General features: G+C 30.0%; 33 protein-coding genes and 1 pseudogene. All 34 read right to left on the reverse strand.

Annotated features, from left to right (window positions below; genetic code table 11):
* Window position 1: 1 nt before the first annotated feature.
* Window positions 2-4,075 carry a phage tail protein gene (locus tag BUA92_RS01800; protein ID WP_073016080.1) on the reverse strand — a complete coding sequence of 1,358 codons (4,074 nt, stop codon included), beginning with the start codon at window positions 4,073-4,075 and terminating at the stop codon, window positions 2-4.
* Between the two features lie 30 nt (window positions 4,076-4,105).
* Window positions 4,106-4,498 carry a DUF1617 family protein gene (locus BUA92_RS01805; protein WP_073016084.1) on the reverse strand — a complete coding sequence of 131 codons (393 nt, stop codon included), beginning with the start codon at window positions 4,496-4,498 and terminating at the stop codon, window positions 4,106-4,108.
* 2 nt (window positions 4,499-4,500) lie between these two features.
* Window positions 4,501-4,758 carry a hypothetical protein gene (locus BUA92_RS01810; protein WP_083553363.1) on the reverse strand — a complete coding sequence of 86 codons (258 nt, stop codon included), beginning with the start codon at window positions 4,756-4,758 and terminating at the stop codon, window positions 4,501-4,503.
* Window positions 4,759-4,775: 17 nt separating this feature from the next.
* Window positions 4,776-5,465, reverse strand: a complete 690-nt coding sequence (locus tag BUA92_RS01815; RefSeq protein ID WP_073016088.1) for a phage distal tail protein — start codon at window positions 5,463-5,465, stop codon at window positions 4,776-4,778.
* A gap of 1 nt (window position 5,466) precedes the next feature.
* Window positions 5,467-8,337 carry a phage tail tape measure protein gene (locus BUA92_RS01820; RefSeq protein ID WP_073016090.1) on the reverse strand — a complete coding sequence of 957 codons (2,871 nt, stop codon included), beginning with the start codon at window positions 8,335-8,337 and terminating at the stop codon, window positions 5,467-5,469.
* A gap of 273 nt (window positions 8,338-8,610) precedes the next feature.
* A complete protein-coding gene (locus BUA92_RS01830) occupies window positions 8,611-8,910 on the reverse strand; it encodes a hypothetical protein (RefSeq protein ID WP_073016095.1) in 300 nt (99 codons plus the stop codon).
* A 41-nt stretch (window positions 8,911-8,951) separates the two neighbouring features.
* Complete coding sequence (locus tag BUA92_RS01835) at window positions 8,952-9,506, reverse strand: hypothetical protein (protein WP_073016097.1); 555 nt, start codon at window positions 9,504-9,506, stop codon at window positions 8,952-8,954.
* 11 nt (window positions 9,507-9,517) lie between these two features.
* Window positions 9,518-9,832 carry a hypothetical protein gene (locus BUA92_RS01840; RefSeq protein ID WP_073016099.1) on the reverse strand — a complete coding sequence of 105 codons (315 nt, stop codon included), beginning with the start codon at window positions 9,830-9,832 and terminating at the stop codon, window positions 9,518-9,520.
* Window positions 9,819-10,214, reverse strand: coding sequence for an HK97 gp10 family phage protein (locus BUA92_RS01845; protein ID WP_073016101.1), 396 nt, complete (start codon window positions 10,212-10,214; stop codon window positions 9,819-9,821). Before BUA92_RS01845 ends, BUA92_RS01840 begins: the two co-directional genes overlap by 14 nt.
* A gap of 4 nt (window positions 10,215-10,218) precedes the next feature.
* Window positions 10,219-10,554, reverse strand: coding sequence for a hypothetical protein (locus BUA92_RS01850; protein ID WP_073016103.1), 336 nt, complete (start codon window positions 10,552-10,554; stop codon window positions 10,219-10,221).
* Entirely contained in the window at window positions 10,551-10,853 is a 303-nt protein-coding gene (locus BUA92_RS01855) for a hypothetical protein (protein WP_073016105.1), read from the reverse strand. The genes BUA92_RS01850 and BUA92_RS01855 overlap by 4 nt, the downstream gene beginning before the upstream one ends.
* A gap of 14 nt (window positions 10,854-10,867) precedes the next feature.
* Window positions 10,868-11,578, reverse strand: a pseudogene (locus tag BUA92_RS23525) (phage major capsid protein); the annotation flags it as partial.
* Between the two features lie 21 nt (window positions 11,579-11,599).
* On the reverse strand, window positions 11,600-12,064 hold the full coding sequence (locus BUA92_RS23530) for a hypothetical protein (protein WP_242950033.1): 465 nt from the start codon (window positions 12,062-12,064) through the stop codon (window positions 11,600-11,602).
* A 4-nt stretch (window positions 12,065-12,068) separates the two neighbouring features.
* Complete coding sequence (locus BUA92_RS01865; protein WP_073016107.1) at window positions 12,069-12,860, reverse strand: head maturation protease, ClpP-related; 792 nt, start codon at window positions 12,858-12,860, stop codon at window positions 12,069-12,071.
* Complete coding sequence (locus tag BUA92_RS01870; protein WP_073016109.1) at window positions 12,857-14,008, reverse strand: phage portal protein; 1,152 nt, start codon at window positions 14,006-14,008, stop codon at window positions 12,857-12,859. Before BUA92_RS01870 ends, BUA92_RS01865 begins: the two co-directional genes overlap by 4 nt.
* Window positions 14,009-14,059: 51 nt before the next feature.
* A complete protein-coding gene (locus BUA92_RS01875) occupies window positions 14,060-15,727 on the reverse strand; it encodes a terminase TerL endonuclease subunit (RefSeq protein ID WP_073016111.1) in 1,668 nt (555 codons plus the stop codon).
* Window positions 15,714-16,022, reverse strand: coding sequence for a P27 family phage terminase small subunit (locus BUA92_RS01880; RefSeq protein ID WP_073016113.1), 309 nt, complete (start codon window positions 16,020-16,022; stop codon window positions 15,714-15,716). Before BUA92_RS01880 ends, BUA92_RS01875 begins: the two co-directional genes overlap by 14 nt.
* Window positions 16,023-16,163: 141 nt before the next feature.
* Window positions 16,164-16,475, reverse strand: a complete 312-nt coding sequence (locus tag BUA92_RS01885) for an HNH endonuclease (RefSeq protein WP_073016115.1) — start codon at window positions 16,473-16,475, stop codon at window positions 16,164-16,166.
* On the reverse strand, window positions 16,472-16,678 hold the full coding sequence (locus BUA92_RS01890) for a hypothetical protein (RefSeq protein WP_073016117.1): 207 nt from the start codon (window positions 16,676-16,678) through the stop codon (window positions 16,472-16,474). Before BUA92_RS01890 ends, BUA92_RS01885 begins: the two co-directional genes overlap by 4 nt.
* 107 nt (window positions 16,679-16,785) lie before the next feature.
* Window positions 16,786-17,703 (reverse strand): DUF2971 domain-containing protein, encoded by a 918-nt coding sequence (locus BUA92_RS01895; RefSeq protein ID WP_073016161.1) that lies wholly within the window; start codon window positions 17,701-17,703, stop codon window positions 16,786-16,788.
* A gap of 95 nt (window positions 17,704-17,798) precedes the next feature.
* On the reverse strand, window positions 17,799-18,551 hold the full coding sequence (locus BUA92_RS01900) for a hypothetical protein (protein ID WP_073016164.1): 753 nt from the start codon (window positions 18,549-18,551) through the stop codon (window positions 17,799-17,801).
* Between the two features lie 89 nt (window positions 18,552-18,640).
* Window positions 18,641-19,012 (reverse strand): hypothetical protein, encoded by a 372-nt coding sequence (locus BUA92_RS01905; RefSeq protein WP_073016166.1) that lies wholly within the window; start codon window positions 19,010-19,012, stop codon window positions 18,641-18,643.
* Between the two features lie 239 nt (window positions 19,013-19,251).
* Window positions 19,252-19,389 carry a hypothetical protein gene (locus BUA92_RS23120; RefSeq protein ID WP_175550827.1) on the reverse strand — a complete coding sequence of 46 codons (138 nt, stop codon included), beginning with the start codon at window positions 19,387-19,389 and terminating at the stop codon, window positions 19,252-19,254.
* 81 nt (window positions 19,390-19,470) lie between these two features.
* The gene (locus BUA92_RS23125) at window positions 19,471-20,178 is read right to left on the reverse strand and encodes a hypothetical protein (protein ID WP_175550828.1); all 708 of its coding nucleotides are present in this window, start codon (window positions 20,176-20,178) and stop codon (window positions 19,471-19,473) included.
* Window positions 20,179-20,294: 116 nt separating this feature from the next.
* Window positions 20,295-21,251, reverse strand: coding sequence for a DUF4062 domain-containing protein (locus BUA92_RS01915; RefSeq protein WP_073016168.1), 957 nt, complete (start codon window positions 21,249-21,251; stop codon window positions 20,295-20,297).
* 238 nt (window positions 21,252-21,489) lie between these two features.
* On the reverse strand, window positions 21,490-22,014 hold the full coding sequence (locus tag BUA92_RS01920; RefSeq protein WP_073016170.1) for a hypothetical protein: 525 nt from the start codon (window positions 22,012-22,014) through the stop codon (window positions 21,490-21,492).
* Window positions 22,015-22,128: 114 nt separating this feature from the next.
* The gene (locus BUA92_RS01925) at window positions 22,129-22,584 is read right to left on the reverse strand and encodes a hypothetical protein (RefSeq protein ID WP_073016173.1); all 456 of its coding nucleotides are present in this window, start codon (window positions 22,582-22,584) and stop codon (window positions 22,129-22,131) included.
* Between the two features lie 87 nt (window positions 22,585-22,671).
* Window positions 22,672-23,148 carry a hypothetical protein gene (locus tag BUA92_RS01930; protein ID WP_073016175.1) on the reverse strand — a complete coding sequence of 159 codons (477 nt, stop codon included), beginning with the start codon at window positions 23,146-23,148 and terminating at the stop codon, window positions 22,672-22,674.
* Between the two features lie 49 nt (window positions 23,149-23,197).
* Window positions 23,198-23,380 carry a hypothetical protein gene (locus tag BUA92_RS01935; RefSeq protein WP_139259269.1) on the reverse strand — a complete coding sequence of 61 codons (183 nt, stop codon included), beginning with the start codon at window positions 23,378-23,380 and terminating at the stop codon, window positions 23,198-23,200.
* On the reverse strand, window positions 23,355-24,455 hold the full coding sequence (locus tag BUA92_RS01940; protein ID WP_139259271.1) for a hypothetical protein: 1,101 nt from the start codon (window positions 24,453-24,455) through the stop codon (window positions 23,355-23,357). The genes BUA92_RS01935 and BUA92_RS01940 overlap by 26 nt, the downstream gene beginning before the upstream one ends.
* Window positions 24,456-24,672: 217 nt before the next feature.
* Window positions 24,673-24,984: a hypothetical protein gene (locus BUA92_RS01945; protein WP_073016182.1), complete on the reverse strand. Its 312-nt coding sequence runs from the start codon at window positions 24,982-24,984 to the stop codon at window positions 24,673-24,675.
* Window positions 24,985-25,170: 186 nt separating this feature from the next.
* Window positions 25,171-25,494: a hypothetical protein gene (locus BUA92_RS01950; RefSeq protein ID WP_073016183.1), complete on the reverse strand. Its 324-nt coding sequence runs from the start codon at window positions 25,492-25,494 to the stop codon at window positions 25,171-25,173.
* 173 nt (window positions 25,495-25,667) lie between these two features.
* Window positions 25,668-25,832, reverse strand: coding sequence for a hypothetical protein (locus BUA92_RS23130; protein WP_175550829.1), 165 nt, complete (start codon window positions 25,830-25,832; stop codon window positions 25,668-25,670).
* A 12-nt stretch (window positions 25,833-25,844) separates the two neighbouring features.
* Window positions 25,845-26,078: a hypothetical protein gene (locus tag BUA92_RS01955; RefSeq protein ID WP_073016184.1), complete on the reverse strand. Its 234-nt coding sequence runs from the start codon at window positions 26,076-26,078 to the stop codon at window positions 25,845-25,847.

Genomic DNA, 26,078 nt, shown 5'->3' on the forward strand with positions numbered 1-26,078 from the left:
CTTAAGCTATAGCTATCCATGCAACTTCCATAGATCCTCTAAAAGATGGATAAGAAGTTAAGTTAGTATTATCATTTAGTAGAAATGTTCCGTTTATATAGCTTGTATATTTATTTAAAGTTGGGTTGTAGTTGCTGCTCATATAACCTAGAATTCTAAAAGTTCCAGCGACTATATTTTTGCCCCCTGCTGCTACACTAAATAGTTCAATACTTGCACCACTTGCTGCTTTTGCAGATTTAACAGATACAAGTACTTCAAAGCTTTTACCTTTAAATTCATCTCCAAGAGTTATTGTTGCATCTAAATTTTCTGAAATAGTTGCTACTCCAGTTGCCATTAGATAGTGATAATCTTTACCCGCTGAATCACCAGTATTTTTATGCCATTTAAGTCCTGTAGTTCCTGGTGTAAATTCTGTGTAACTTCCATCTTGATTAGTAAATCTAGCGTAACTATCATTAACTTCAAAACATCCCGATTTAAGTTCATTAGCATTTGGACTCCATGATGTTGAGTTCTCTCCTTCTTCAAGCTTTGGATATGTTAAAAATATAAGATATCCTCCACCTGAATTGTAACTTCCTTGATGCTGCATTCCTCCCTTAGCACTAGCAAAGTTGCTAGGAGTTGTAAAAGTATATGAATGCCTTTTTCCATCATAAATAAGTGTTATTCCTGTATTACTAATATTGGCTCCACTAATATCCATATACTCAAATGTGAATTGACCCCCTTTAACATTTGACTCTTTTGTTACTGCTAAAGATAAAGTATATTTTGTATTAGGTTTCAAAGGTATATTAGATTGCCATAGTCCTCCTGATTCTGATGTTGAGTTTTGTATACATATAGTTCCTGCATTGTTATAACCAGTAGAACCTTGATTACCATATGTTGAAGCTGAACCCCAATACCACCACCCTTGAGGAGTTTTACTTCCGACTAAACCAGAGAAGTCTGTTCCTTTTAGTAGATTTGTACCTCCAATTTGACCTACTGCAACTCTTACACTGCTAGGATTCTGTTCTATTAGAGAACCGAAATCTGCTGCACTTACTTTAGATGATATTTGATTACTAAGTATTGATATACTAGATACTGCACTATCAATTTGTGTTTGAGCTTCTTTTAATACTTCAAAATAATCTATTAGAACCGCTGGACTTGCTGCTTCGGCTCTTTTAGTACCTTTAACTATAATTTCTATAGTATGTTGTCCATAGGTTAGTCCTAGCTTTTCAAAGGCAACAAAGTTTGATACTGTAGTTGCTGAGTAAGTATCTACGTTTGTAGCAACAATAGCACCGTCTATTTTTACATCTGCATAACCTCTAAAAGTATTCTTTGATGTTATCCATCTAACTCCTACTCCATCAAAAGTTAATTTAACGGAAGTATTGGCTATGGAGTTATGAGAGTAAGTTGTATTATAGTGTGCTGGGTCATTTCCTTTACTCCATGTTCCTGTATAAATTAAACTTGCATCTCTATCATCAATTTTTGTTACTAATCCAGCAATATTATAAATATCTGTTTTTTCTACCTTTAAAACTATCTGCTCTTTCATTGTATTTATAGAGCCCTCTGCTGTCCCTATTCTTGTCTCGTGTCCACTAATAGAAGTTTGCATACTTCCAACTGTTGTGTTTACTCCACTTATAGTTTGATTTATTGCTGAATAGTTCTCACTTATTTTTGTATCTAAATCCTCTAAAGCTCGTGTCCATGTAGTCTTTTTATTTCCTTTTTCTATCATAAGTGACTTTAATGATATTGTTCCACCAGTTATATAGTCTGTTCTAAAGTTTATATACCACATTGAATTTAGAAGATGCTCTGATGTAATTATCATTCTATATGATACATTTACTTCTCCACTTCCGGCATTAAAATCTACTGGTATTGCATAAGAATTAAACGCCCCATTACCCCATCCTGTTATATTTCCTTGCCCTTGTATCCTTATTCCCCTTGATGCATTATTGTAAGTCAAATTGGAGTACTTAAAGGTAAATGATACAGTTACGTTATCCCCAACGTTTAAATCTCTAATTAAAACAGTATGAGGAAACTTTACATCATTTGTAGCTCCTGTAAACCCTATAGCATCTATATAGATATCACTTGTTTTTTGAGCTAAATTCCTTCCTCCAATAACTACATTATTTATGGCTGTAGTTATATCTGTTTGCCATATCTTAGTGCTAATTTGACCTTGTAGAGTACCTATTGCAGTTCCTTGAGAACTAACCGTTTGTCCTGTCTCATATATAGTTGTTTTAAGTGAATTAAAAGCAATATCTAAAGTCTGGTTAATATCATCAAACTTTATTTTAGATGCCTTAAGGGTTGTAGTTGCTCCATTTATTTGACTTACTAAACTTTCTTTTTCTATTTTATTACCGCTTATATTAGCGGTGTCTGAAACCATATCATCACGAATAATTTTAGACTTAATTCCTGAAGCTTTTAGCCCAGTTGCATCAAACATTAAGTTTCCTGTGTTATCCCACACATACATGTTATAGTCGTTAGATGCATCTTTACCTATCTGAACTCTTACTCGTGAACTGTCCTTAATTTGTATTGTATTATCTGAAATAAGCATATTTCCACTGTCCGAAACAATCTTAAACTTACTTGTAGATAAATCTCCAGCTAGAAGTTTACTAACTTTTAAGTTTGCTATTTGTGCATCTCCTATAGCTTCATTTGCTATTATTCCACTACCTGCAGTTATGGTTCCTGCCTTAATATTTGCAGCAGTGATATTTCCTGCTAAGAGAGTGTTTATACTTCCTATATCAATTGCAGCTTGTTCTGCTTTTAGTTTAACTGCTTCTAAATTCTCTATAGTAGCTGTTTTAGCTATAAGTATATCAATCTCACCTTTATAAGCATTGAATTCAGTTGTTGTAATAGAGGTTGTTTCTAAAGTACCTATTCTTGCCTTTGCGGCTTCAAGTTCTCCCACACTTACTTTTTGTGCTACTAAATTAATAACCTCGAGCCTTAAAGGATTAAAGTCTACCTTAGAATTATCAATCATTCCATCACTTGTAGTTACTGAGTTAACAGTATCTACAGCTTCTAAAGTATTAGCTTGAATATCCTCAAAACTCAAAGTCCTGTTTGCTATCTCACATGAATTTCTTTCAGGTTCGTCTGGATATTCAATAATTTTAACTATCCTTTGTTTTTCATTAACCTTCTTATCTTTAGATAAAAGAGTAATAGTATCTCCAAGATCATAGTTCAGGATATTTTTATATTTATCATTTAAATTAACCAGGTCAAATATCTCTGCTGAGTATGCCCTTATAGGTTTGGATAACTCATTTAACTTTGCTGCAGCATCATCTTTTAGATTTTCAACCACTGTATATCTATTATCTTCCCAGAACACAGTTATGACTTTATTTGAGTACTGATAATTCTCAACATACTCTTTGCCACTGTTTATATTGTTTATCTTCAGTCCATCTTTACCTATAGGTATTATCCTGGTGCAAAAGTCATAGGAGTTTGATTGTATCTCTAGTTTTTTCAAGTTCAATTTGTCCGAAAAATATGATCCTTTATCTGAACCCATTGACTGATAAATATAGATCTTCTTATTTATAGCATCAAACTTAAAGTCACAAAGGTAAATCTTTTTAATTTCAAGAAGAACATCATATATAGAACAATTAGATTTTCTGACTGTCCTTTTTTTACTTAAATCACAACTTCCTATACTCCATCCAGTACCAATCAAAGCTAAGTTAACAGTATCAGCACATTGTTGCTCTAATACTTCAAACTTATCTAATACCTTTCCTTTGAGATCTTCAACATTAACTTTTCCTACAAACTCTGTCCAATCATCTTTTATATTAACTTCTTTAATCACATACTCATTTTTCTTAGTTCTAACATAAGTTTCTTCTTTTATAAAATCATGTTTACTGTCTATTTGAGGATATGAAAAAAAGAGAACTTCATCACCTGAAAGATCTCTTTCTATCCTTAAATCCTTATAGTTTTTTAGTCCCGCTATTTTAGTTTTATTTAAGTCGTATAATATTAACAAAAAATCACCACCTCTCTAAAATAGGAGTGACTATTCCTCTATCATATAGTCAATAACCATAAGTTCTAATGGCTTCATGCTATAGCCTTCTAATAAATCCATATTGAATTTATGGATATCTATTTCATTTTCAGCTTCTAATAATTCTTCAATCTCTTTATCCCATTTTTCTTTACAACTATCTTTAAATACTAAATTCTTTAGACTATCAACCTTTATTGTTCCATCCTCTTCCTTTTGCACATATTTATCTATTAACTTTGCTCTTTCTTTATAGAAAATCTTTAAATCAGCTTCAATCTTAGCTATATTTTTAGCTATAGCATAAGAAACCTTTACTGGTAATTGCTTGTCTGATATAGCCTTTAAATTATTTATATCATCTACTATTTTTCTATTTGATAATATTGTCTTTTCACTCATTATTAGTTCTCTCCTTCTGGTGATTCTGTTTTTGAAATTAATACTTCATCTTCTGTTTTATAGAGCTCTGCTTCAAATGCTGCAACATCTGCTCTGACTTGGGCTTTATTCCTTGCATAAAGCTCTTGATTGGTTATTGTTTTGGTTACACTTGTATTATTAATTCCATCTGTATTAATGGTTGCACCTATATATGCAGCTTGTACTCCGTCTATTTCAACAACTCCATTTAGAGTTATGTTTTTGTTTAGCTTTAACATTATTTATCCATCCTTTCTTATATCCATCTAGGTTTATATTTTATACTAACATCACAATTACTCTTTGAAAAAGTTATTGTATTAGATCCAGGAGACAGTACAGGAAAATCCCAACTATCATAATCTGAGAATCTATTAGTTGATCCTTGAAGTACTGTACAGTCTTCTCCATTTACTATTATCTTTTGTCCTGCTGCTAAATTTTTTAGTGTGAAAGTTTCTCCTAGTCCAGTTACTACTAGATCTACAAGGGCAATGCTAGGAGTTATTTCTACTATAGCTGGAGTTTCTGAATTACCTGGCACATTTATGGTTTTGGTTGATACTCTATTAGCTATTTCTGTTATTTGAGATTTGTAAGCATAGCCTTTAAGTTCTATTTCTAAGTTATATCTACCTATAGCTATTCTTTCATGATTTTTACTTACTATTAGGCAATCATAGTAAAGACTTAAATAATCAAACTTAAGTATACATTTTTCAAACTGTTTTACTATATTACTGATATCATTTAGTGCGGTTTCATCATTTGTATCTTCAATAAAGAGTCTTACTTTTAATGATTTATACTGCTCTTGCTTACCTATAAAGAGTGGGTTAAGTGAATTTCTTAGCCAATCATCATAGGTAATAATATTAGCTGTTTGGATATCTTTTGAGAGTAATATTGCTTTAAAGTTTGATATATCAATACTATTAACTAACATACTACCCTCTCTTTCTCTTTGTAAGAACTGCAGCTTGATTCATGAAGTAATCTATGTCATTTTTATCATTAAAGCTGTAGTTTCCGTTGAAGTTTATTGTTGTATTTCCTTGGCCATAGTTTTCGGCTTTGCTTGATGAAGTTGCAGTTGCAAAAGCAGGATCTAAATTCATTCCCACCTTCATATCTCCACTTAACCCTTTAATTGAATCAATAACTAAGTTTTTGCTTTTCTCAATTCCCTTAGATAATCCATCCATAAAGTCAGGCATCCAGGTTTCATAGTCAGTTAATGGTCCCTCATCTGGTACTGAGAAGTGAAGATAGTTTCTTATTTTAGCAGCTAAAGCACTTACTGTATCTACTACTTTTGAGATAGAGTTTTTAATTCCGTTCACTAACCCATCAACAAAATCTACTCCCCATGTATAGGCTTCTCTTGGTAGTCCTGTAATAAAGTTTATAGCACTACTAAAGCCTCCTACTACAACACCATATATATTAGATAATGCATTACTCGCCCCATTTTTTAAGCTGTTAAACATATTAACTCCACTAGTATATAATCTTCCTGGAAGTTCTGAGAACCAATTTAATATTGAGTTCCATGTATTAATGAGCCAATCTTTAGTTTCAGTAATTTTAAGGACTATTCCATCCTTCATGTATTGAACCCCGTTTATAACTCCATCCTTTAAATTTGAGACTATATTTATTGCACTTGTTTTTATATCATTCCATACAGTTTCAAAAGTTAGTTTGATATTTGCAAGGATTTCAAAGAAGTTAGTTTTTAACTCGGTCCACTTAGCTATAAAGAAGTCTTTTATTGAAGTCATTACATTTACACAAATATTTCTTATCTGCATCCAAATTAGTTGTATTTCTAATTGCAAAGCTATTATTATTGTTCTTATTGCGGATTTTATATTTATCCAGGCTAATTGAAGATTTAGCTTAATGTTTGACATTATACTTGTTATATCTAGTTTTAGCTTATCAAAGTTCCCAGTAACTAAATCACATAATAGAAGTACTGGAGCTAGTACTATGTTTTTAATAGCCTCCCATACATATCCGAATGCACTTTTAAGACTATCCATGGCCATACCTAAAATTTTAAAGGTAGTTCCAAATCTATTAATTAAGAACTCAGAAATATTATTAATTATGTTTGTGAAAATGCTCTTTATACTATTTAATACACTGGTTATGCTATTTTTCCATGAGTTTAATTTGTTTATCACATAGTTTACAACCTCATTCCAAAAGGCTTTAACATTATCTACCCATAAGGATATAGAATCAGTTATGCTGCTGAAGATATCTATAAAGAATGTCTTTATTCCTTCCCAGGTAGGGAGCATATTTTTAAATGAGTTAAAAGCTTCAGGAATAGTAACTGTAAAGAAATTGACTAGATAATTACCTACATCCCTGGCGACTTCCTTTATCTTTTCCCAGAGATTAATCCAAAACTCTCTAAATGCTTCGCAGTTATTCCACAAATAAATAAAAGCACCTACTAATAATGTTGTAGCTGCTATTGCAATACCTATAGGTCCAGTTATAAAGGTGAACACACTGGCCAGAGCTGTCATAGCTGGAGTTGCTGCAACTGTGGCTCCTGTCATTATTCCTATAGCTCCACTTATAGTTGTTATTACTGGTATAATTACTCCAACTATTGTGGCTATTCCACTAATCAGACCTGCCACTGGTGATATGGCTGCAACTAAAGCTAAAATAACTAAAATTATTTTCTTTGTTCCATCATCAAGATTAGCAAAGTTTTTAGCTAAGTTAGCTACATATTGAGCAGCCTTTGCTATAATTGGAGCTAACATTACACCCATGCTTGAAGCAGCTTCTTTCATACTTTCAGATGCAACTCTCATGCTGTTAGCTGCTCCATCAGAAGTATTTGCAAAGTCCCCCTGAGCATTCTTAGTTTTCTCCATAACATAAGCATATCTAAGTTCAACTTTTTCAGCTTCAGTCATTTGTTGATATTTCTTAGTTATTCCTTGTGTTAGTGCAAATTGTTCTAAATTCGCCTGAGTCATTACTATACCAAGATTTTTAAGTGATTCAGTTTCACCAGTAAATATACTTTTTAGAGCTGTTTGAGATTCATCTAAGCTTATATTTTTGAATGAACTTAAATCTCCGGCAAGTCCTACAAGCGACATTGACATATCTGCAGCTTTATCTGTACTAAAACCCATTGAAGTACCCATATCACCAAATAAAGCAGCCATATCAAGGGCAGAACCTCCAGCAATACCAAACCTGTCTAGGGTTGTTTTACTCCAGTCTTGGACTTGTTTTGCATTGTCTCTAAATGCAACTTCAACTTTATTAGTACTTTCAATAAAATCTGAACCCATATTAACAGATGCAGCCCCTAATCCAACTATAGCTAATGTTGCTGGAGCTGTTTTTCTTGATATATTACCTGCAGTTGAACTAACTTTCTTAGCTCCTTCAGATATTTTAGTTAAAGCAACATTGCTTTTTTCAGCTTGCTTTGCTAAGTTCTTTAATTGTTCCTCAGTTTTAATAACTTCTCTCTGTAAAGATCTGTACTGTTCCTCTCCAATTTTACCTTGGCTAAATTGGATCTGAGCTTGCTTTTCAGCTTCTTTTAAAGTGTCTAGTTTACCTTTAGTAGTTGTTATGCTTTCAGATAATAACTTTTGTTTTTGATTTAATAATTCAGTATTTGTTGGATCAAGTTTTAGCTGTCTATTTACTTCTCTAAGTTCACTCTGTAAATCTCTACTAGTCTTATTTACATCTTTCAAGGCTTTTTCTAAAGGGGCTGTGTTACCACCTATTTCAACGGTTATTCCTTTAATGTTGTTGGCCATTCTATTCCTCCTTCCTCCATTTTTCTCTTAAGGACTTTCTATCTGGCTGTGTTTGTTCTAAACGCCAACAATCGTCTAAATAATTTCTACCTTCTTCTGTTCTCATATGGTTGTATATTACTGCATCTCTTAATAGTAACCAGTACTCAAATACAGTTAAATCTTCAAGTCTATCAAAGTTATAGCCTGTATAATCACAAACTATTTTTTCTTCAATAGTGTTTATTTCATAGTGTCCCTTATCATCATCTTCTCCTGGATAATAAGGGATCTTTAGTTTGGGGTATTTTTAGTTTTTGCAAGCCACTCAAAGTATGCTGTTAAGATCTCATTTAGTTGGTCAAAGTCTATCTCGTCAATTATTTCATCAGTTACTTTATATCCATTTTTATTTTTACTTAATATCATCTTTACAGCTTCTGCTAAATCGTCCATTGCATCTTCATTTCTAGTTTTAGATAAAGCAGTAATCTTTTTTATTACTCCAAGTTTTGGCGGTTCTACTTTTAAAGATAAGCCATTTTCAAACTTAACTTCAAAGTATCTTTTACTTACTAAGCTTATATCAAACATGTAGTTCTCCTTTCACAAAAGGCGGCTGTTTACCGCCTGTATTATCCTTGTTGTGTTGTTGGAATCTCTTCTTCATATATTATCAATGTCCCTTCGTTATCTAGTGGAAGGGCTTTATATTCAGCATCTATAACAGTTTCTTTATCCTTTTGGAATGCTAAACTAAATCCTGCTTGATTGGTACCAACTATAGTTAATCTAATGTTTCCATCAACCTTATCTTCATGTACAAATCTAAGAAGATGTTTCTTTCCATCTTGCTTACCTATACCTCCGATTTTTACAGTCCTTTTACCACTTTCTTCAGTTACTGTAGCTGTAGAAGATAGTTTTTTAAGGGTTTTTCCGTTCCAAGTCATTATTCCGCTTTTAAGAGTAACCTCTTCTTTTGTTAAAATACTCTTTTTGAATATTGCTAAATCATCCTCTGTGTCATAAAAAGTTGGCTTATATTCAAGTGTAGCTCCACCTTGAATTAACCCTAATAAATTTCCATCAGCCTCTATAGTCGAATCTTCTGGTATTGTTCCAGTAAATTCAGTTGTATAAAGTTTTCCTGAACCTAAAACAATCTTTTCTCCTGCGGTTCCTGCCATGCTATTACCTCCTATAATTTTTCTAATAAATTAAAATCGTACGTGGTTTGAAAGAATCTCTCACTATCAATCCACGCACGATCTTTTTTATACTCTATTGATTTTTCATTTAACAAGTTTTCTATCTTTTGTTCTACTTCTTTGTCTATCTTATCTGAATAAAGCTCTATAATAATATCTCTATCTTTTATAAGATTTTTAGTATCTGCACCCCTTACATCTTCACTTTCTAAAATGATTATATAAGGTAATGGTGGTGGCTTTTTAAATGATACTTCTGTAGCCTTCATTCCTGTAGTTTCTAACCAGGTTTTAATGTCCAGCATCTTTAATAGCCTCCTTTGATAGTTCCTCCATACGCCTTTTTGCAAGTTCTTCACCATATATTATGTGAGGATATGCTTCTGTCCTTCCACCTTGATGGAGAGCATGGCCATTCTCAAGTAAATGTGTGAGCCTATGTTGTCCATTTCCAACATACCAGGTATTAACCTTTTTATATCCATCCTCATAAGACTTTTTAACTCTAAATGCTTTTACATATTTTCCTGTTGGCTGCTTAAATGTAATATGCTTTTTTATTTCTTGATTAGTTTCTTTTGCTACAACATCTACTGCCTTTTTCACATTATCAGTAATATCTTGTGTGTAGTTACTCATGTATTCAGCTATTAAATCTGCTAATGAATCAACTTCTATATTTTCCATAACATCACCTACTCATTTCTAATTGTCTTAGGGTAAGATCTATAGATGGTGGATTAGTATCATTGATTACCTGGATCATTTCTATATTGTATTTTCCTTTATCCTTTATTTCTACGGTATCATGATTATCTATTCCAGGTACTTTAGGAATTCTAATAACTGCATTGATTTTCACCTGTGCAGCTGCAGCAGCATAAGCTCTTTTAAAGCCTAGTACTCTATCAGAAAAACAAAGATTCTTGTATTTGTAGGTTTTTATTTCCTCGTCATCTTCGGTGTAAATGTCGCATATACCATCACTAAAACTTACAAATTCAATATTATCTAGTTTTATCTTCATGATGAAGTTTCCTCTTTTTCATCCATTGCTTGTATTTGGCCATCAAAATGAAGGCTCATGATCTCGCTTAAAAAGTTTTTCTCAAACATTTCTAAGGCTTGGCTATTTGCATAGCGACAATAATCAAGTAATAGTGATTTAGGAAGATCTTCTTTAGTAAAATCTAATGGCACACCTGCAATTTCTTGTAGACGTGCCATTCCTCTTTTAATATATCCAGTTATGTTTTTATCTGTTTTTTCATCTTGCCAAGATATGTGTAAATAGTTTTTTACATCAACTAATAATTCTTCTGGCATCTATATCACCTCAATTAAGCCTCTTCTTTTGTCATAACAACACCTTCAACAGTAACCTTTTGTACAAGTGGCTCTAAGTTACTTATATCAGCATAAATAAATGCGTTGTTATCAAGTGGCTCACCATGGCCATAAAGTTTAACTAGATACACTCTTTCATCTTCAAGGAACTTATATTCATCGGAGTATTCTATTTTACCACTTTTAGCTGTTCCTATTCCCATAAAGTATCTTCTTCCAAGTCCTATGATAGCTCTATCCTCGGGTACTTGAATGGATTGAATTACTCTTGTTGGGAATGGAAATACATTGCTTGCGTATGAGCCGTCTGTTCTTATTACTGTTGAAGCAGGCATTACCTTTTTTAGATAATCGACTGGATTTACAAGCATTAATACTTCACTTACTACTCTAGACTTATCTTTTGGAGTCTTGGCCAAACTAGAAATTAAATCACCATAGGTAACAGGATCTAAACGTGTGACAGGTACAGTTTGCTTTTCAGGATATTCGCCTCCAGTTACTGTTACATCATCACCAACTTGTCTATTCATACCTATAGGCATATTCTTACCAGAGCCCTTTATAATTCCTTCTTCTAATCCATTTTGTACTGATTCTCCAAGTATTGCTCTTACATATCTATCTAACCATGCAGGTCCTAAATCAAGCATTGATTTTGCTACAGGTAAGAAAGCTGAAAGTTTGTTAAGTCCCATGTTTAACTTTTTAAATCCGCTAGTTAGTTACTTTACTATTTCACTAGTTAAAGTTCCCCAACTTGCAATTTGATCTCCATCTGAATTTACTAAGAACTCTATTAAACCACTTGTATTTTGAAAGTTAATAGCATCTAATAATGGATGATTTGTTGTTAAATCTTCAAATACAGAATCTATAATTGTTTTAGGCATTGTTATTTCTATTTCTGTAAGGGCTTGTTTAGGGTTTGATGAACTCATTGCTTCAATTACTTTTTGGAAGTATTTATTTTCTTCAGAAGTTAATTGTCTTACACCTCTTCCTACTAAAACATTTGTATCAGCTGCTTGAACTAACCCTTTAGCCTCTTCCATAACTACTTCTTGAACATATTCAGTGAACTCAGTAAATGTTTGAGCAAAGGCCTCTTCATTACCTTCTTTCATAGCTTGGTTAAGCCTATTCATTATATCTACTTTCTTTTGTTTTAATAAATCTAAACTTTTCATACTTTTATCTCTCCTTATTAGCGAATAATGCCGCCATTAATTTTATAGTTTTGTTTTCTTGTGGTTCTTTAGGTGTAGGATCTTTATGGGGTTCATGAATCTTTTGAGTAAAGTCTTTAGCCTGAGCTGATAAAGCTTTGTTATAGCTAATTTGCTGCTCTAATGTTGTATTCATCTTTTGAAGAAGTTGATTAGCTTCAGTTAGATCCACTTCTTTACTAAGTAGTTCATCTGCAAAACCATATTCAAGACATTGTTCTGCAGTTAACCAGGTTTCAGTATCAAGTAATTCTATAAGCTTTTCTTCAGTTATTTTACCTTTTGACTTTTCTAAATAAGCTTGCCTATTACCAGTCATAATGACATCTAAATCATCAGCTGCTTTTCTTAATTGTTTAGCATTTCCTGCAGCTATGTTCCAGGCATTATGTATCATCATCATAGTGTTTTTAGGCATTATAACTTTATCTCCAGCCATAGCAATTACAGAAGCTACAGAGCAGGCAAAACCATCTATATAGATTACTTTTTCCGCTGGATGCCTCTTAAGTTGACTATAAATTGCAGTTCCTTCAAAGACAGAGCCTCCATTGGAATTAATGAATATATTTATTTGCTTAACATCTGGATATTTATTTAGCTCATTTCTAAAATGATTAGCTGAGGTTTCACTTTCTTTTTGCTGCCATTCATACCAATCGAAATAATCTCCTTGTACATCACCATAGATATACATATCTAAATTACCAGGATCATTTACTGATTGTTTTAAGTCCCATATTCTTTTACTTTTCATAGGTTCTCACCTCCCTTCAAGTTTTCTATATCTTCATAGTTTTTGGTCATCCAATGTTTTTTGCTCCATGGTGTATTCAATGGTATATCACCTGCCTTTATTCTTAATTCATCTATGCTATAACCTCCACTAGCTATTAGCTTGTCAAAGGCAGTTGAGATAGAGAATAAATCAATATGCTTAATACAAGTAGTATCAACGCTTAGATAAGAGCCTGATATAAAGGCTGACTTACCATATCTCTTTCTAGTAATTTCTTCTTCAATAATGTCTGCTAAAGGATCTATGCAAAAGGTTAAATAGTTATCTGTAATTTTATCAACGTCTGCAATGTCACCTCTTAATAGCGCAGGAGGTATTTTTACTGCTTGAGCTACTCTTTCAAATACTTCTTTTGTAAGATTTTGAATATCTACAATTTCACTAGTTGATTTCTTGTTACCCTCTCCATTTTGCTCGTTATATTCAACACCTTTTGGTAAATGTAGCACTGAGTTTTCTGCTTCAAAGTAGCTTTTAAATCTATTATTAAATAGATCATCAATCTTTTTTTGATAATCACCATCTCCTGAAGGAGCTTTATCAACTTTAGCAATTCCCTTTCTACCTCCAGAGCGTTTATATTTTGCTATGGCCATGTTAAGTAGATTATTATAACCTTTGATTAACCTGGAGAGTAACTTTCTAATATCATCACTACCTAGCTTAAAATAAAGAACCTCACTCATGGTAAAGGTACGATTAAAGGTCATGGTACCTCTTGAGACATTAGTAAAAGTATTCTCATATAAAGCGTACTCATTTTGACTAAAATCATCTGCAATTATAAGTTGACCATTAACTTCTATTACCAGGACCTCATTATAATAAAGCAGTTTAGACACTAACTCTTGAAGGAATTGACTTGAGTTTTGATTTTTATTAGGTTCAATATTCCATAGATAATATTCATCTTCTCTTAAGGGTTTATTTTTCATGAAGGTTTTAAACTCACATTTGCTTATGGATCCAGCAATCATATTAATAGCTGAGACTATAGCAAAGTATTCAACTTCAAGTTGTACTTGCTGACTTTCTATTGATTTTTCATTTAGAGATACTCTTGATTTGTTCCCAAATATCTCTTTTATCCAATCTATGAATCCCAATTTCTCACCCCTTTCAGGGCATAATAAAAAGCCCTATCTCTAAGGCTCACATCAATATGTGTATACTCCAAAATCAAAATCAATTTCTTCTCCACTATCTTCTAAATCAACACCACCAGCACACATAGCAGCAACAAAAGCTTTGAATCCATCTGTCTTACGACTCTTAGGTTCTATTTTTTCATAGGTTATGTTTCCAGCTTGTGAAGTTATCATGCATGTATTATTTGTATACCAACGCATTAAGGGGTTATCTCCCCAAACAATATTATGATTTACAAAGGCACTTGTTATTAGTGGAGCTATTAACATTTCATGGCTTGGTCTTATAAGCTTAATGTTATTTGCTCCTTTTTTATCAGTATCAAATCCTGAATCTCTTAAAGCCTTAGCAAGTATTGTATGCCTGTAATTATCTATTCCAAGTGTAGTAATGTTATATTTTTGAGCCTGTTCTGCAAGCCATGAAGCAGGAACATCTGGAGATATTTCAGGACCATCAATGAAGGTTAGTAGATTACCTCCCTCTTTTGTTGCCCATTCTTCTAATGGAGCTTTTATTCTTCCTAAATCAGCTGAACTTCTACATATCCATGTATGAGAGAGCCAATAGTATTTACTTTTATATTTAAAAAGTAATCCAGCTGATAAAAAATCATTTGTTTTCATATAGTCTATTCCAGCTACACATGAGCAGCCTGTTAGATCTGGAATCTCTTGATTAGTTGCCAGTATGTTTTCCCAACTAGTTACTTCTACATCTTTATTCCCTTGAGGGATATTCATTCTCTTAGTCATAAAAGCAGAGTTACTAATAGGATCTTCTTTGTAGTTAATGTATTCTTTTTCTATTTCTCTTAATAGTTCCTCATTATAACGTAAAGATGGGTTAGACTTATGCCACATCTTAGGGTTATGAACTTCTTTTTCAGAATCAAGTCTACAGATAAAGACTAATAATCCGTTATCTCCACCCTGTTCATTTAGTATTCTAATAGCTCTAGAAAGTAAACTGTCTAATGGCCCACCTCTTACATCTCCATCTGTTGTTGTTATAGTTGTTCTTGGGTTTTTCTTTTTACCTAAACCAGTTCTAAATACTTGTATGGTTTTGTAATCCTCATATTGATGGTACTCGTCAAAGTCTACTTTACCTGGTCTACCACCATCTTTAGTTTTGGCGTTACTGGTTCTAAATCTAAGCTTAGACTTGGTTTTCAGATTTTGTATAACTTCTTTATTCCAATAAAAATGTTTCTGCAGTTTCTTTTCATTTTCTTCTAAAACATTGTATACATCATCAAAAGATGTTCTAGCCTGGTCCTCTGAATTTGCACATATATCTATATCATAATTTTTAATATTGTTATATTCAGATATAAGGCAAAAATCTTCAAATGCAAGATAACCATTTTTCCCTGAACCTCTTCCCACATAAATAAAAAGATCTGGCCATCTTAAGATACCAGGTCTTGAATAAGTACAATTATGAAGTGTAAAACAAAAAACTTCCCATGGAAAAAGCTCAAAGGGAAAGTATTTCTGTAAACTCAAATATTTATGCAGCAGCTCTTCATCTACAAATAAGTTCTCTTCTCTAAAACATTTCTCAACATACTCCATAAGTTGAACTTGCTCTTTACAAACTTCATATTCTCCACTACGTACTAGGTCAATATAATTTTGAATCTCAGGTATTAGTTTATTATAATTCTTCATCTTCACCACTTGGTACATTAGAAGTTGTTAACCCTAGTTCTTTTAATATGGACAATTTCTGTTTGTTATACATCAGAGCATTTTTGACGGAGGGGTTATCTTTAAGATATTCTTTACCTGAAGCAGATACAGCGTTATATGAAAAACCACGCTCTTTTATATCTTTTTGCATAGCTTTTTCTTGATTCCAGTACCAAATATAATCATCAATTAAACTTAAAAAATGATCTACATTTGCTCCTTTTTCTTCGAGCTGCCTTATCAGAGAATCCTTGATTTTCTTAGCACTAGCCATAATTTTTTATCCCTCCTTTCAATGTAAAATATTGTTATCAAAATTCAATTTTTTCTCACACGCGCGAGATTTCTGTTTTGTCCTCCCTTACTACCCGTTCTTCCCATACCAGGAGTTTTTTCATTTTTTTTGATGGGGGGACTACCATTTTTCCTCATTCAATAGCTTTTTCTTTTTCCTATATTTTAAAAACTTTTCTGGATGTTCTTCATTGTGACACTCATTACATAAAGATAAAAGGTTGTCTTCATCTAAAGCTAACTCTGGATGATCCTTTAGGTGTTTAATATGATGAACACAATCAGCTTGATTATATAAGCCTTTAGACTTACATATCTGACATTCATTATTATCTCTCTCTAACACATCTGCTCTTTTCTTTAACCACCAGGAAGAGTTATAGAAAGCTTTTATATTATTGTTTTGGAGTAAAGATAGAATCCAATTATTCATCCTTTTAGTTCGCTTAGGATTCTTTCTTTAATTTCTTCTATAGTTAATTCTTTATTGGTATTAATTTGCATTTTAGCATTGCTTATATTCTTATAACTAAAAGTTACCACTATTGAACTTAGGTTACTTATTGACAAGCTTGAAACTTCATTTATTAATTCGTAATATAAAAACTCTATTTTTAACAATTTAAGATTATTCATTATTTATCATCCTTTATTTTAGATATTAAAAAAGAGCTCTTAATAGAGCTCTGTATATTATATTTTACAGTTAAAAACTTTTTAAATTCTTGTAATAATTATTTTCATTAATATCTTAATGGTATTTCAGACTTTGATATTTTTATATCTTTATATCCAATACTTTTAATATAGTGTTCGATACCGCTTTTTGCTATATCTATATTATTTTTAGGACCAATAGTAATAGTTGTTAATGGTAACAGCGTGGAATTATTTATAGGAGTTTCTATATAAGGTATTATACAACCATTACTTGTTCTGTAAAAAACTTCTTTCTTTTTATACGTTATAGCAACTCTGTATTCTTCTTCATAATTAAATCCATCATGTTTAAAAAATAATGCATAAACGTTCATTCTACTATAAAAAGCTATGAAAGCTTCTCTTTGAAATTCAGAAAGTTCATTAATATTTAAATTATCTTTATATTGATTATAAATACTTAATAAGTTCAAATAATCTTTTTGTATAACTTTAATTTGATCTTTTTCTTTGTACAATACTTTTCCGTGTGTTACTATTGAGTTCTCATCCAAAAAAGTATTATATAATTTGTAAAAATCAAATCCAAGATTATATCCATCAAACTTAGAGTAATTTGACCATAGCATTAATGAATCTCTATTTAAAGATAAAGAAAGTATGTATTTATGGTCAACCATAATATTTTTGTACCACCTTAAACCATTATGAGTAGTATTTCCTTCAATAGCTTCTATTAATGAGTTTATTATGATTTCTCCTAATGAATCGTCTTTTTTAATAATAGTTTTTAATGATTTATATATTGTATTTAATATATAAATTATTTCTGAAGAATCATTTAAAAATTCAGCCTTTGAGACTCTAAACTTTTTACCGCCTAAGATACCCATTACACCATCTATACTTGTATAATGGTATAAAGTTGTATTATAATTAGCAAATTTTATTGAATAGTCACTATCTTTATATTCCGTAAGAGGTTTGTCATATATATTCATATATAGCTTTAAATTCTCCTTTAATTATATTATTTTTTAACAATCAATATATAAAGTATCAAATTTGAAATAACTCTACTATACATAATAAAACTTTATTGAAAATGTTTATCTATTTCATTTTTTATTTCTGGATAAAAAGATTCTATATCTTTTTTCACTTCTTTTTTCAAGGATTCTATGTTATTTTGATCGCAAACAAGCAAAGAATAAAGTATACCAATATAAGTATCAAATGCATTTTCATTAGATGAATGTATTCCTTTAATCTTATTATCTATAAATATGGTAAAGTCGGTATCATAATCTTTTAAGATGAACCAATAGGATGCACAAACAATAAATTTAAATGCAATAGCATTACTTTTATATCCATCTCTTATTCTTATATACATCTCGGAAACATCTAACAATACATCATCAATTTTAGAACTTATAGTAGTAGGAGCTAAATTTTTTATACTGATATTTGTCTCTTCAACATTCATAATTACTTTATCCATATATTCATATAACTTTTCAATTTTTGATGTTATACTAGAGATTTCTTTTAATTCGTTACTAGAATTACTTATAATTTCAGCAGTTTTTACTAAGCTATCTGAAACATTTAGTAGTTTATCTTTTGTATTATCCGATTTACTCTCTCCTATTAGTGTAATTATAATCGCAATTACTGAGAGTATAATGGAAGAGATTGTACCAGCAAAAGAAACCTGTCCAACAAATGCTTCATTCCAATAACTTGAAGCAATTATAATAAGAGCTATTAAGATTAAAGAAATTGCTAATAAATAATTAAAATGTATTTTTAGCTTTTCATATTTAAAATTATAATTTTTGTCCATTTGATGATTCCTTTCTATGATATATTTAAGCTAATAAAATTTAGAATCTTTAATAGGCACTTATATCGATATATAAAAGATATTTTAAATTAATAATTAATAGTAGATTCTAAAAAATGTGTATTCTTTCCCTTAACCATATCTTTTTTTATATGTTTACAAATATTATCATCATCAACTTTTATTAAATAGTACAATCCATCTTCTGATATTAAATATCCATTTATTTTATTTATTTTGACTTCTTTGGTTAAACCACATTCAAAAAACTTATCGCTAAATAGACTTATCTTTTTAAAGTTGCTTAATGCCCAATATATATTTATATATATATAATTTATAACTGAGCCAAAAAGAATAGCAAATATCAAGAATAAAGACATTATTATTTCTGTTATATTATCTATATTATTAATTATGTTGGTTATGTAACATAAGCTTAATATACATGATATAAACATTAAATATATACTAATATTTTTGAAAAAAATAAATTTTTTGCTAAATATTTTACTTTTATATTTTTTTTTGCCAATAAAACTTCTTGGGTTTTCTTTTTCACGACTTTAAATAAATATGTGTAACATACTAAATTAAAAATTAAAAATATCAACATTATTAATTGATAAGATAAAGTATTGTTAAGGTAGGGGGAAATCCTTTGTTAGTATATAACCTCCTATAACGCCTACTATAAACATTAATATAATTCCACCGCTAAATCTTTTTTTAAATTTGATTTCATAAATTCAATAATAGAGTTAGAAGCTGTGGTTATTATAAAAAGTGGAATAGTTAATAAAATAGTTCCTATTGGTATAATTTCTGTTATTTTCATTAATTTACTCCTTTTAACATTTAGTAGTAGTTTGCAATAGTATATTGAAATTTGATTAAATAGAATTATTTATATAAAAAGTTATAAGTCTATATTGAATCTGTTTGTTTTATCTCCATATATCCATATATCTATCCTATCATCATATTTACTAAATGAAACTTCAGTTATATTTTTAGTAATTATAGAATCATTATCAATTACAATATTTATTAAATTATTGTTTTTATTATAACTATAAGTTGTGAGGGTTCCATGTTTAAATTGATTAGTCCCATCAACTCTGTATGATACATTTTTATTAATACTTTTATCTAAAGTATTAATAAGCATACCTATTTCATCTTCTAATTTGGTAGTATGTTTAAGTTTATTTTTTTGAACACTTATGTTTGATTCAAATATTTTTATAAGGCTCTCCTTATTATTTAAATATTCAACTCTACGTTTTAATTCCTCTTTTTCCTCCTTAGGTATTGGAGAATTATCTATTATTGTGTTAGTGTTACGTAAAATATTATCTTTTACAATCTCCATAGTATTTTCTATTAATGAAAGTTTTTCTGTCATTTTTGAATTTAATTCATTTGAGCTAGTATTATATAAAGTACTTTGAACAATTGCTACTACTGCCAATATTATTGAGGCGCCACTAGCGAACATGGAAATTATATTAACAACACTACTATTGTCATTTAATCTCCAAGTTAATACAACAATTATAATTCCGATTAGTATTGACACTATCCAGCACCAATCTCTGTTTCTCCAATCTTTTAATAATTTCACAAATATCTAACCTTTCTTTATAAATATAGTAAAAATTTAAAAGCAAAATTTTTTAATAACATCTTAAATTTTATAAATTCGTTTTATTAATTATGTAAGCTTAACCTGATCAAGGTCTAGTTCTCTAAAACTAATTTAAATAATACTTTTTTTCCCTGAGTTGTTAAGTATATTGAGTTATTAGAACTCTCTATTAGGCGAAGCTCTTGAAATAAGACTAATATTCTATAGGTATCATCTGTAGATATAGATAAAAAGAGCCCATCACTATAATGTTTTTTTATCAAAGTTGCAATATAATCAGAAAAACTAGATTTTAAAATCCCATTTTTAAGGTCTAATATTTGTCCAATAAAAATAAAGATACTTTTTACCATTAATTTAACATTTCTTTCATTATCAATGTGGTCATAATATCTTATAAATGTTGATTTGTTTTTTATTAGTGTCAACACTTCTTCTAAATTAGCATCTTCTGAATTTAGCTTTTTTCTTGCAGTAAGTTCTTTTTTTAAGTCATCACATTCTTGTCTTGATTGGTTTAATTGTTGCAGTAGTTTTTCATTATTCTCAATATCACCTTTAACCCATCCAACTCTAGGACTTAGCTGAAATGATTTTGATAAACTGTCATGTACATTATATTTGAGTTCCATCTTTTCATTCCAATATTTTGCTAACCTATTTTTCATGGCTTTTTCTCTAAAATCTAATAATTTTTGTTTTAATTCAGGGTTATTATCCGTTTGCTTTACTAGTAAGTTATCTATATCCTTTTTTACAAATGCTAATACGGGAATTCCTTTCTCTTTAGCATATTCGTATTCTTTTTCAGTATAACTAATGCCATCATCTGATACAGAGCCGTATCTACCGGCAATAACTAGAACGTAATAATCACTTTGATCTATTATAGTTTTTATATATTCAAATTGCTCAATATCTGCAGCAGGAAACATTTCCATCCCTGCTGGAAAGCAATTAAGATTAATTATTGCCTCCATGACCTCTTTTCTTTCATCTTCTAAATCTGCAAAAGTTGAGCTTATAAATACTTGATACCTCTTATCCATGATTTATCCCCCTAACTAAAATAACTATTACTATTATATATTTAGGAAACTTATGCAACAAGCATTCTCGTATGCCAAGAAACAACGGAATACTAGCATTATTACATAAATAGGAAGTTTTTTAAAGAAGTTATCTATTAGAATTAAAAAAGACACCCTTCCGAGTGCCTTCAATGCAGTAACCACGTTTATAAGTCCCCACTTACTACCAATAGTTATAATTCTACATAATACCATTTTAGTACATTCTAATCACTTTGAAAACTCCATCTTTTCCCGCTTCTATCCCTAATGCTTCTATCCCCCATAAGTAAATACTTAGTTCATTAAGTATTACATCTGACCATATCCTAGGTTGATTCTTTCCACATTTCATTTTACTTACTATTTCCTCGTTGCTTTTTTCTTCAAGATAATACATTTCAAAAGCTTTATACTTATATTCAACACAGTTTTTCTTCATATCTTCTTTTACTAATTCTAAAGCATTATCTATAAAAGCTATAAGTTGCATAGTTCTTAATTTAGTTCTGACTATACTAGTAAGCCATACTTTATCTTCAGCTTGTTCAATTTCAAACTCTATGTCTGATTTAACTTTATCTATATGATCCTTAAGCTTATTATAATTCTTCATAAGTAACTTAGTATTATGAATTCGATTATCTCTAATCTCTTTGTTTAATAAAGAAACTGCTTTCTTAGCCCCCTCTTCTGCTGCATTTTTTATGGTTTCATTTATATTAATATTTGTTTTATCCATTACTATCCTCCATCATTTTTGCATAAAAAATACCGTAGATTCATTTCAGAATTATACGGTATTTTAGAATATTATTTATTTTTACAATTTTTTATTTTATGAAATTACTATAAATTAATCATTTATTCCAAAATGAAAAATCAGTATTTTTTCTTTGAAAACGAATAATAAGTCACTACCTGAAACCTCTTTAAAATATTTAGTAATACAACTAAAGCCATCATTAATTCCTGATCCCCAAACTTCTACTTGCTCATTATCTATATATTTATTAAGCATTTTAATAAATTCAATTTTATATATGTTTTCTAATATCTCTATATTTCGAGTAAAATAGGATCGAAAAAGTATTTCAAAAGTTTTTCTCCAATTTCCAACATCTTCAAAAATAAGAGACTCAGGTTCATAATTAGAAGAAGTTATTTTCATTAAGTAATTTTTAATAGAAAGTAATTGATTCCCATTATATTTAAATTCATCAATTAAATAGTCTGTACCTTCATATTTACCATTATTAATAGCTTCAAATGCTTTTACAAAACCTTTTATTTGTTCAAGTGCTTCACTCATGTTTTAATACTCTCCTATTTTATTAAGTTGTCCCATATATAATAGCATCATCAAATTACGATTCAATTATTGCTAACCATATTTATATCAAAGATTTCTAAATTTATCTTCTAAATGAATTAGATCTGGGTACTTCTTCTTTAATTTTGTTATGTTCCTTACTAATACTCCGCAATATTGATTTTTTTCTTTTATCAATGTATCACAAATTTTACTTAGTAAATAGATATTCTGTTCTCTATTGTGTTTAGCCACTGATAATAATGCAATTGAATAGAAATATCCTATGACATCAAACCCTGATAGGATTGAATTCTCATTAGGAACTGTCCACTTTTGTAATATAGAAGCTATTGTTGTAACAAGAATATCATCGTCAGCAAACTTCTCCATTCGCTCATATTCTTTTAATGAAACAGGTGCATGAGTGAACGTTGATATTTTTTTGCAATACATCCATGCTTTTTCCCAATCTTTTTCACCACTTATCTCATCTTTAAGTAATTTATATAGTTGACTATCTTTTGCAATTTCTTTATTACTTCGCCCTTTTATTACTACCATGTTTTTCACCTCAATATTATTTATTTCACTCCATAATTTTCTTTTTTTATTACTCAGTGTAAATTACGTAATATTTATTAAGGATATCTTTTAATGGATATTGACTATTCTCATGCTTTTCTAGTTCCCAAGATATCGTCATTCTAAAATCTTCATCAGATAAATTCTTACATATATTTTCAAGCCAAGATACACATAAACTTTTGTTAGGTGCAGTTTTCCGTATATACATATTCATTTTTCGATTTCCAATCACAAATAAAACCTGACACAATAGGTTCTCCTTGATAGTTATTTGATAAAGCCATATACGAATGCCATTCATTATATAATGAAACATAGGAATATAGCATTGTTCCTTTAGAGACTATAAAGATATAATGTTCGTTATTTTTTAAATTTTTTACATAATTATCGAATAACTCTCTACATTCACTACGAGGGAGAAGATAATTATTTATATTCTCACAGTTAATAATATCCTGCCTTATATCATCAAAACTGCTAGATAAAGCCATTTCTTGTCCTAACAAGTACGCCAAGGAATTAAACGCAATTTTTAAGAACAAGTAGAAAAAACCCATATCTGTAATATCAATTGGGTATGTATACTTAAATGCTGACTTGCTCGTATTATTAATTAAATTAATATTCATTTTCCCAAGAGGATTTATTGAATTCTTAATAAAATAATTCATAATAATATTGATGTAATTATCCAGTCTAAAAGAAGGATCACTAGATGAGATATACCACTTGTTTTTATGTAGACCTATGTAAAATGACTTAATAGATTTTTCGTCATTTTCAATGAAAGTAAAAGTTCTTTCTTTGTTTAATAGAAAATCAACTAATTTAGTTTTAAAGGTAACCAAGTACTCAGAGAAGTCATTATTTTCTAAATGATCTCCAGTGAAATCAATTTTTAACTCTCCAGAAAGACAATTAAATTCACATGAAATTTGAGGTATTATGTATGCTAAACCCATAAATATATAACCTAGATTTAAACCAATAATATTTTCTCCTTTCAATAATATAATTGCTGGCGTTTTTTCCTTTTGAACTTTTTGATTCCCTCGCTTTCCTGGGCCATGTCGCAACCTATTGCCAGTTAAAAGGGAGTATCTAATTGCTTTCGCTTCAAATTTTGAAAAAAGATTATTCGCTTGGTCAGACACATATCCTTTTGGTAATTTTTTTATGCCACCTAGTCCAGCTGGTATAATATGTTCAGCACTATCGTATGTCAAATTAGAGCCTTGCTTGTATAAATATATGCACTTGTCCAATATATCACCTTCCAAAATAGTTAATTATAATTAACAGATATAATTTCACCAAAAACTAAAGTACTTCCGAACAAGTATTTCAAAAATATTTGGCTACGATTCAAATTCAATATAATAGAAATTATATCATATAAATGGAATTTTTTCATTTATATAATTCTATATATTAATCATTATTTAACACCGTATTATTCATTTTTCAAAGAACTATTTATTTCATTATAATTTCAAACTAACAATAATCTATCTCAACTTCCCTAATAACCTTCTCCCCTCTCTCCTTATCCTCAACACTAGGATAATTTATTTCTCCAGTCGTTGGATCTAATGAGTAGTTTATATTCTTCTCATTAAATATCTCTAAAGTTTCTAGAGCTATGGCTTCTTCATTTGAACCAACTTCTTTTGTCAATGTAAGATACTGTACTCCATCAATCTCAACTAATACATGAAATGTATCATAGAAGTTATCACCTTCTTTTAATATTACTTCTGTATCTCCATCTAAACTTTCTATTATACTTTTTAACTCTTTAACGGTCATAATCTCTTCTCATCATTTAAATTTTGAAAGAATATATATTCCTATATTTAAATATTTTTAAAAAGATATATTCTAATATTCTTAAGAATATATAGTGTTTATGCGGGTTATAACGGGTTTTGTAGAATACGTATTAAAAATAAAAATACCGTAAAACTCATTTCTGAATATTACGGTATTAGTAAATTACATATTTAAAATTTGAAGTAAAATTCCTATAGCAGATATAGTCATAATCAATAAAAATAAACTACTTAGTACTAGTGCGATTATTGGCAAGACTCTTTTACATTCTTTTTTTCTAACAGCTATTATTCCTAATATAAAACTTGTAAGAAATGATGCAAACATAATGTTAATAGTTATAAGTGTGAGAGCTGCTAATTTACCAAATTGCATTTGATTAGGAAAGTATACATCTATAAAAGTTTGTATTATCATATACAATATAGGTAAAACTGCAAATACAAAAGATATAATGCCAACTCTTGAATTTCTTTTTTTCTCCATAGTCCCCCTCCGACATTTTGTAATAATAAGTATGTAGTACCATATTATCATTAATTACCAATATCCTAAAGGGATTTTGAAATTAATATCTCGATTTTAATACCGCATTATTTAATTTTCAAAGAACATTAAAAAAATTACCTCACCCCCTCTTATCCCAGGAATAAATCATCTCACCATTTATAATTCCTTCTTCTTCTCTCTGTACTAAGCCTTCTATTTATTCTCAAGCTATTTTCTATTGAGTAGTCTCTAGCTTCTTTTTCACCTTTTTCTTTTAATTTCTTCTTCTTTTCAGCTCTATCATTAACATATTTCATAAAATCTGCTAGACTCATGTTTACCTCCTCCTAGTACCAGATATTAGAACCAACTACATGAAGCCACTCTTTTTTACCTAGGATCATGTAATCAAATCTCAAATAGTCTTTTGATTTGACTTTTGAAATCTTTAAAGGAATTATTGTTTCTCTAGTGTCTTTCTCCCAGGAGTCTAGAAAATTATTTAGAAATCTACGGAACATGTCCTGGCTAACTTTTAAGGTATTGAATCCTTTTATTTTTTCAACTTTTATTTCAAACAT

Origin of the sequence: Clostridium intestinale DSM 6191, assembly GCF_900130055.1 — a bacterium.
In the GTDB taxonomy this organism is placed as follows: Bacteria; Bacillota; Clostridia; order Clostridiales; family Clostridiaceae; genus Clostridium_T; species Clostridium_T intestinale.

Coding starts and splice junctions, on each gene's coding strand:
- BUA92_RS01805 (WP_073016084.1), bottom strand. CDS start 4,498: ATGAGTGAAAAGACAATATTATCAAATAGAAAAATAGTAGATGATATA.
- BUA92_RS01810 (WP_083553363.1), bottom strand. CDS start 4,758: ATGTTAAAGCTAAACAAAAACATAACTCTAAATGGAGTTGTTGAAATA.
- BUA92_RS01815 (WP_073016088.1), bottom strand. CDS start 5,465: ATGTTAGTTAATAGTATTGATATATCAAACTTTAAAGCAATATTACTC.
- BUA92_RS01820 (WP_073016090.1), bottom strand. CDS start 8,337: ATGGCCAACAACATTAAAGGAATAACCGTTGAAATAGGTGGTAACACA.
- BUA92_RS01830 (WP_073016095.1), bottom strand. CDS start 8,910: ATGTTTGATATAAGCTTAGTAAGTAAAAGATACTTTGAAGTTAAGTTT.
- BUA92_RS01835 (WP_073016097.1), bottom strand. CDS start 9,506: ATGGCAGGAACCGCAGGAGAAAAGATTGTTTTAGGTTCAGGAAAACTT.
- BUA92_RS01840 (WP_073016099.1), bottom strand. CDS start 9,832: ATGCTGGACATTAAAACCTGGTTAGAAACTACAGGAATGAAGGCTACA.
- BUA92_RS01845 (WP_073016101.1), bottom strand. CDS start 10,214: ATGGAAAATATAGAAGTTGATTCATTAGCAGATTTAATAGCTGAATAC.
- BUA92_RS01850 (WP_073016103.1), bottom strand. CDS start 10,554: ATGAAGATAAAACTAGATAATATTGAATTTGTAAGTTTTAGTGATGGT.
- BUA92_RS01855 (WP_073016105.1), bottom strand. CDS start 10,853: ATGCCAGAAGAATTATTAGTTGATGTAAAAAACTATTTACACATATCT.
- BUA92_RS23530 (WP_242950033.1), bottom strand. CDS start 12,064: ATGAAAAGTTTAGATTTATTAAAACAAAAGAAAGTAGATATAATGAAT.
- BUA92_RS01865 (WP_073016107.1), bottom strand. CDS start 12,860: ATGAAAAGTAAAAGAATATGGGACTTAAAACAATCAGTAAATGATCCT.
- BUA92_RS01875 (WP_073016111.1), bottom strand. CDS start 15,727: ATGAAGAATTATAATAAACTAATACCTGAGATTCAAAATTATATTGAC.
- BUA92_RS01880 (WP_073016113.1), bottom strand. CDS start 16,022: ATGGCTAGTGCTAAGAAAATCAAGGATTCTCTGATAAGGCAGCTCGAA.
- BUA92_RS01885 (WP_073016115.1), bottom strand. CDS start 16,475: ATGAATAATTGGATTCTATCTTTACTCCAAAACAATAATATAAAAGCT.
- BUA92_RS01890 (WP_073016117.1), bottom strand. CDS start 16,678: ATGAATAATCTTAAATTGTTAAAAATAGAGTTTTTATATTACGAATTA.
- BUA92_RS01895 (WP_073016161.1), bottom strand. CDS start 17,703: ATGAATATATATGACAAACCTCTTACGGAATATAAAGATAGTGACTAT.
- BUA92_RS01900 (WP_073016164.1), bottom strand. CDS start 18,551: ATGGACAAAAATTATAATTTTAAATATGAAAAGCTAAAAATACATTTT.
- BUA92_RS01905 (WP_073016166.1), bottom strand. CDS start 19,012: ATGTTTATATCATGTATATTAAGCTTATGTTACATAACCAACATAATT.
- BUA92_RS23120 (WP_175550827.1), bottom strand. CDS start 19,389: ATGAAAATAACAGAAATTATACCAATAGGAACTATTTTATTAACTATT.
- BUA92_RS01915 (WP_073016168.1), bottom strand. CDS start 21,251: ATGGATAAGAGGTATCAAGTATTTATAAGCTCAACTTTTGCAGATTTA.
- BUA92_RS01920 (WP_073016170.1), bottom strand. CDS start 22,014: ATGGATAAAACAAATATTAATATAAATGAAACCATAAAAAATGCAGCA.
- BUA92_RS01925 (WP_073016173.1), bottom strand. CDS start 22,584: ATGAGTGAAGCACTTGAACAAATAAAAGGTTTTGTAAAAGCATTTGAA.
- BUA92_RS01930 (WP_073016175.1), bottom strand. CDS start 23,148: ATGGTAGTAATAAAAGGGCGAAGTAATAAAGAAATTGCAAAAGATAGT.
- BUA92_RS01935 (WP_139259269.1), bottom strand. CDS start 23,380: ATGTATATACGGAAAACTGCACCTAACAAAAGTTTATGTGTATCTTGG.
- BUA92_RS01945 (WP_073016182.1), bottom strand. CDS start 24,984: ATGACCGTTAAAGAGTTAAAAAGTATAATAGAAAGTTTAGATGGAGAT.
- BUA92_RS01950 (WP_073016183.1), bottom strand. CDS start 25,494: ATGGAGAAAAAAAGAAATTCAAGAGTTGGCATTATATCTTTTGTATTT.
- BUA92_RS23130 (WP_175550829.1), bottom strand. CDS start 25,832: ATGAGTCTAGCAGATTTTATGAAATATGTTAATGATAGAGCTGAAAAG.
- BUA92_RS01955 (WP_073016184.1), bottom strand. CDS start 26,078: ATGTTTGAAATAAAAGTTGAAAAAATAAAAGGATTCAATACCTTAAAA.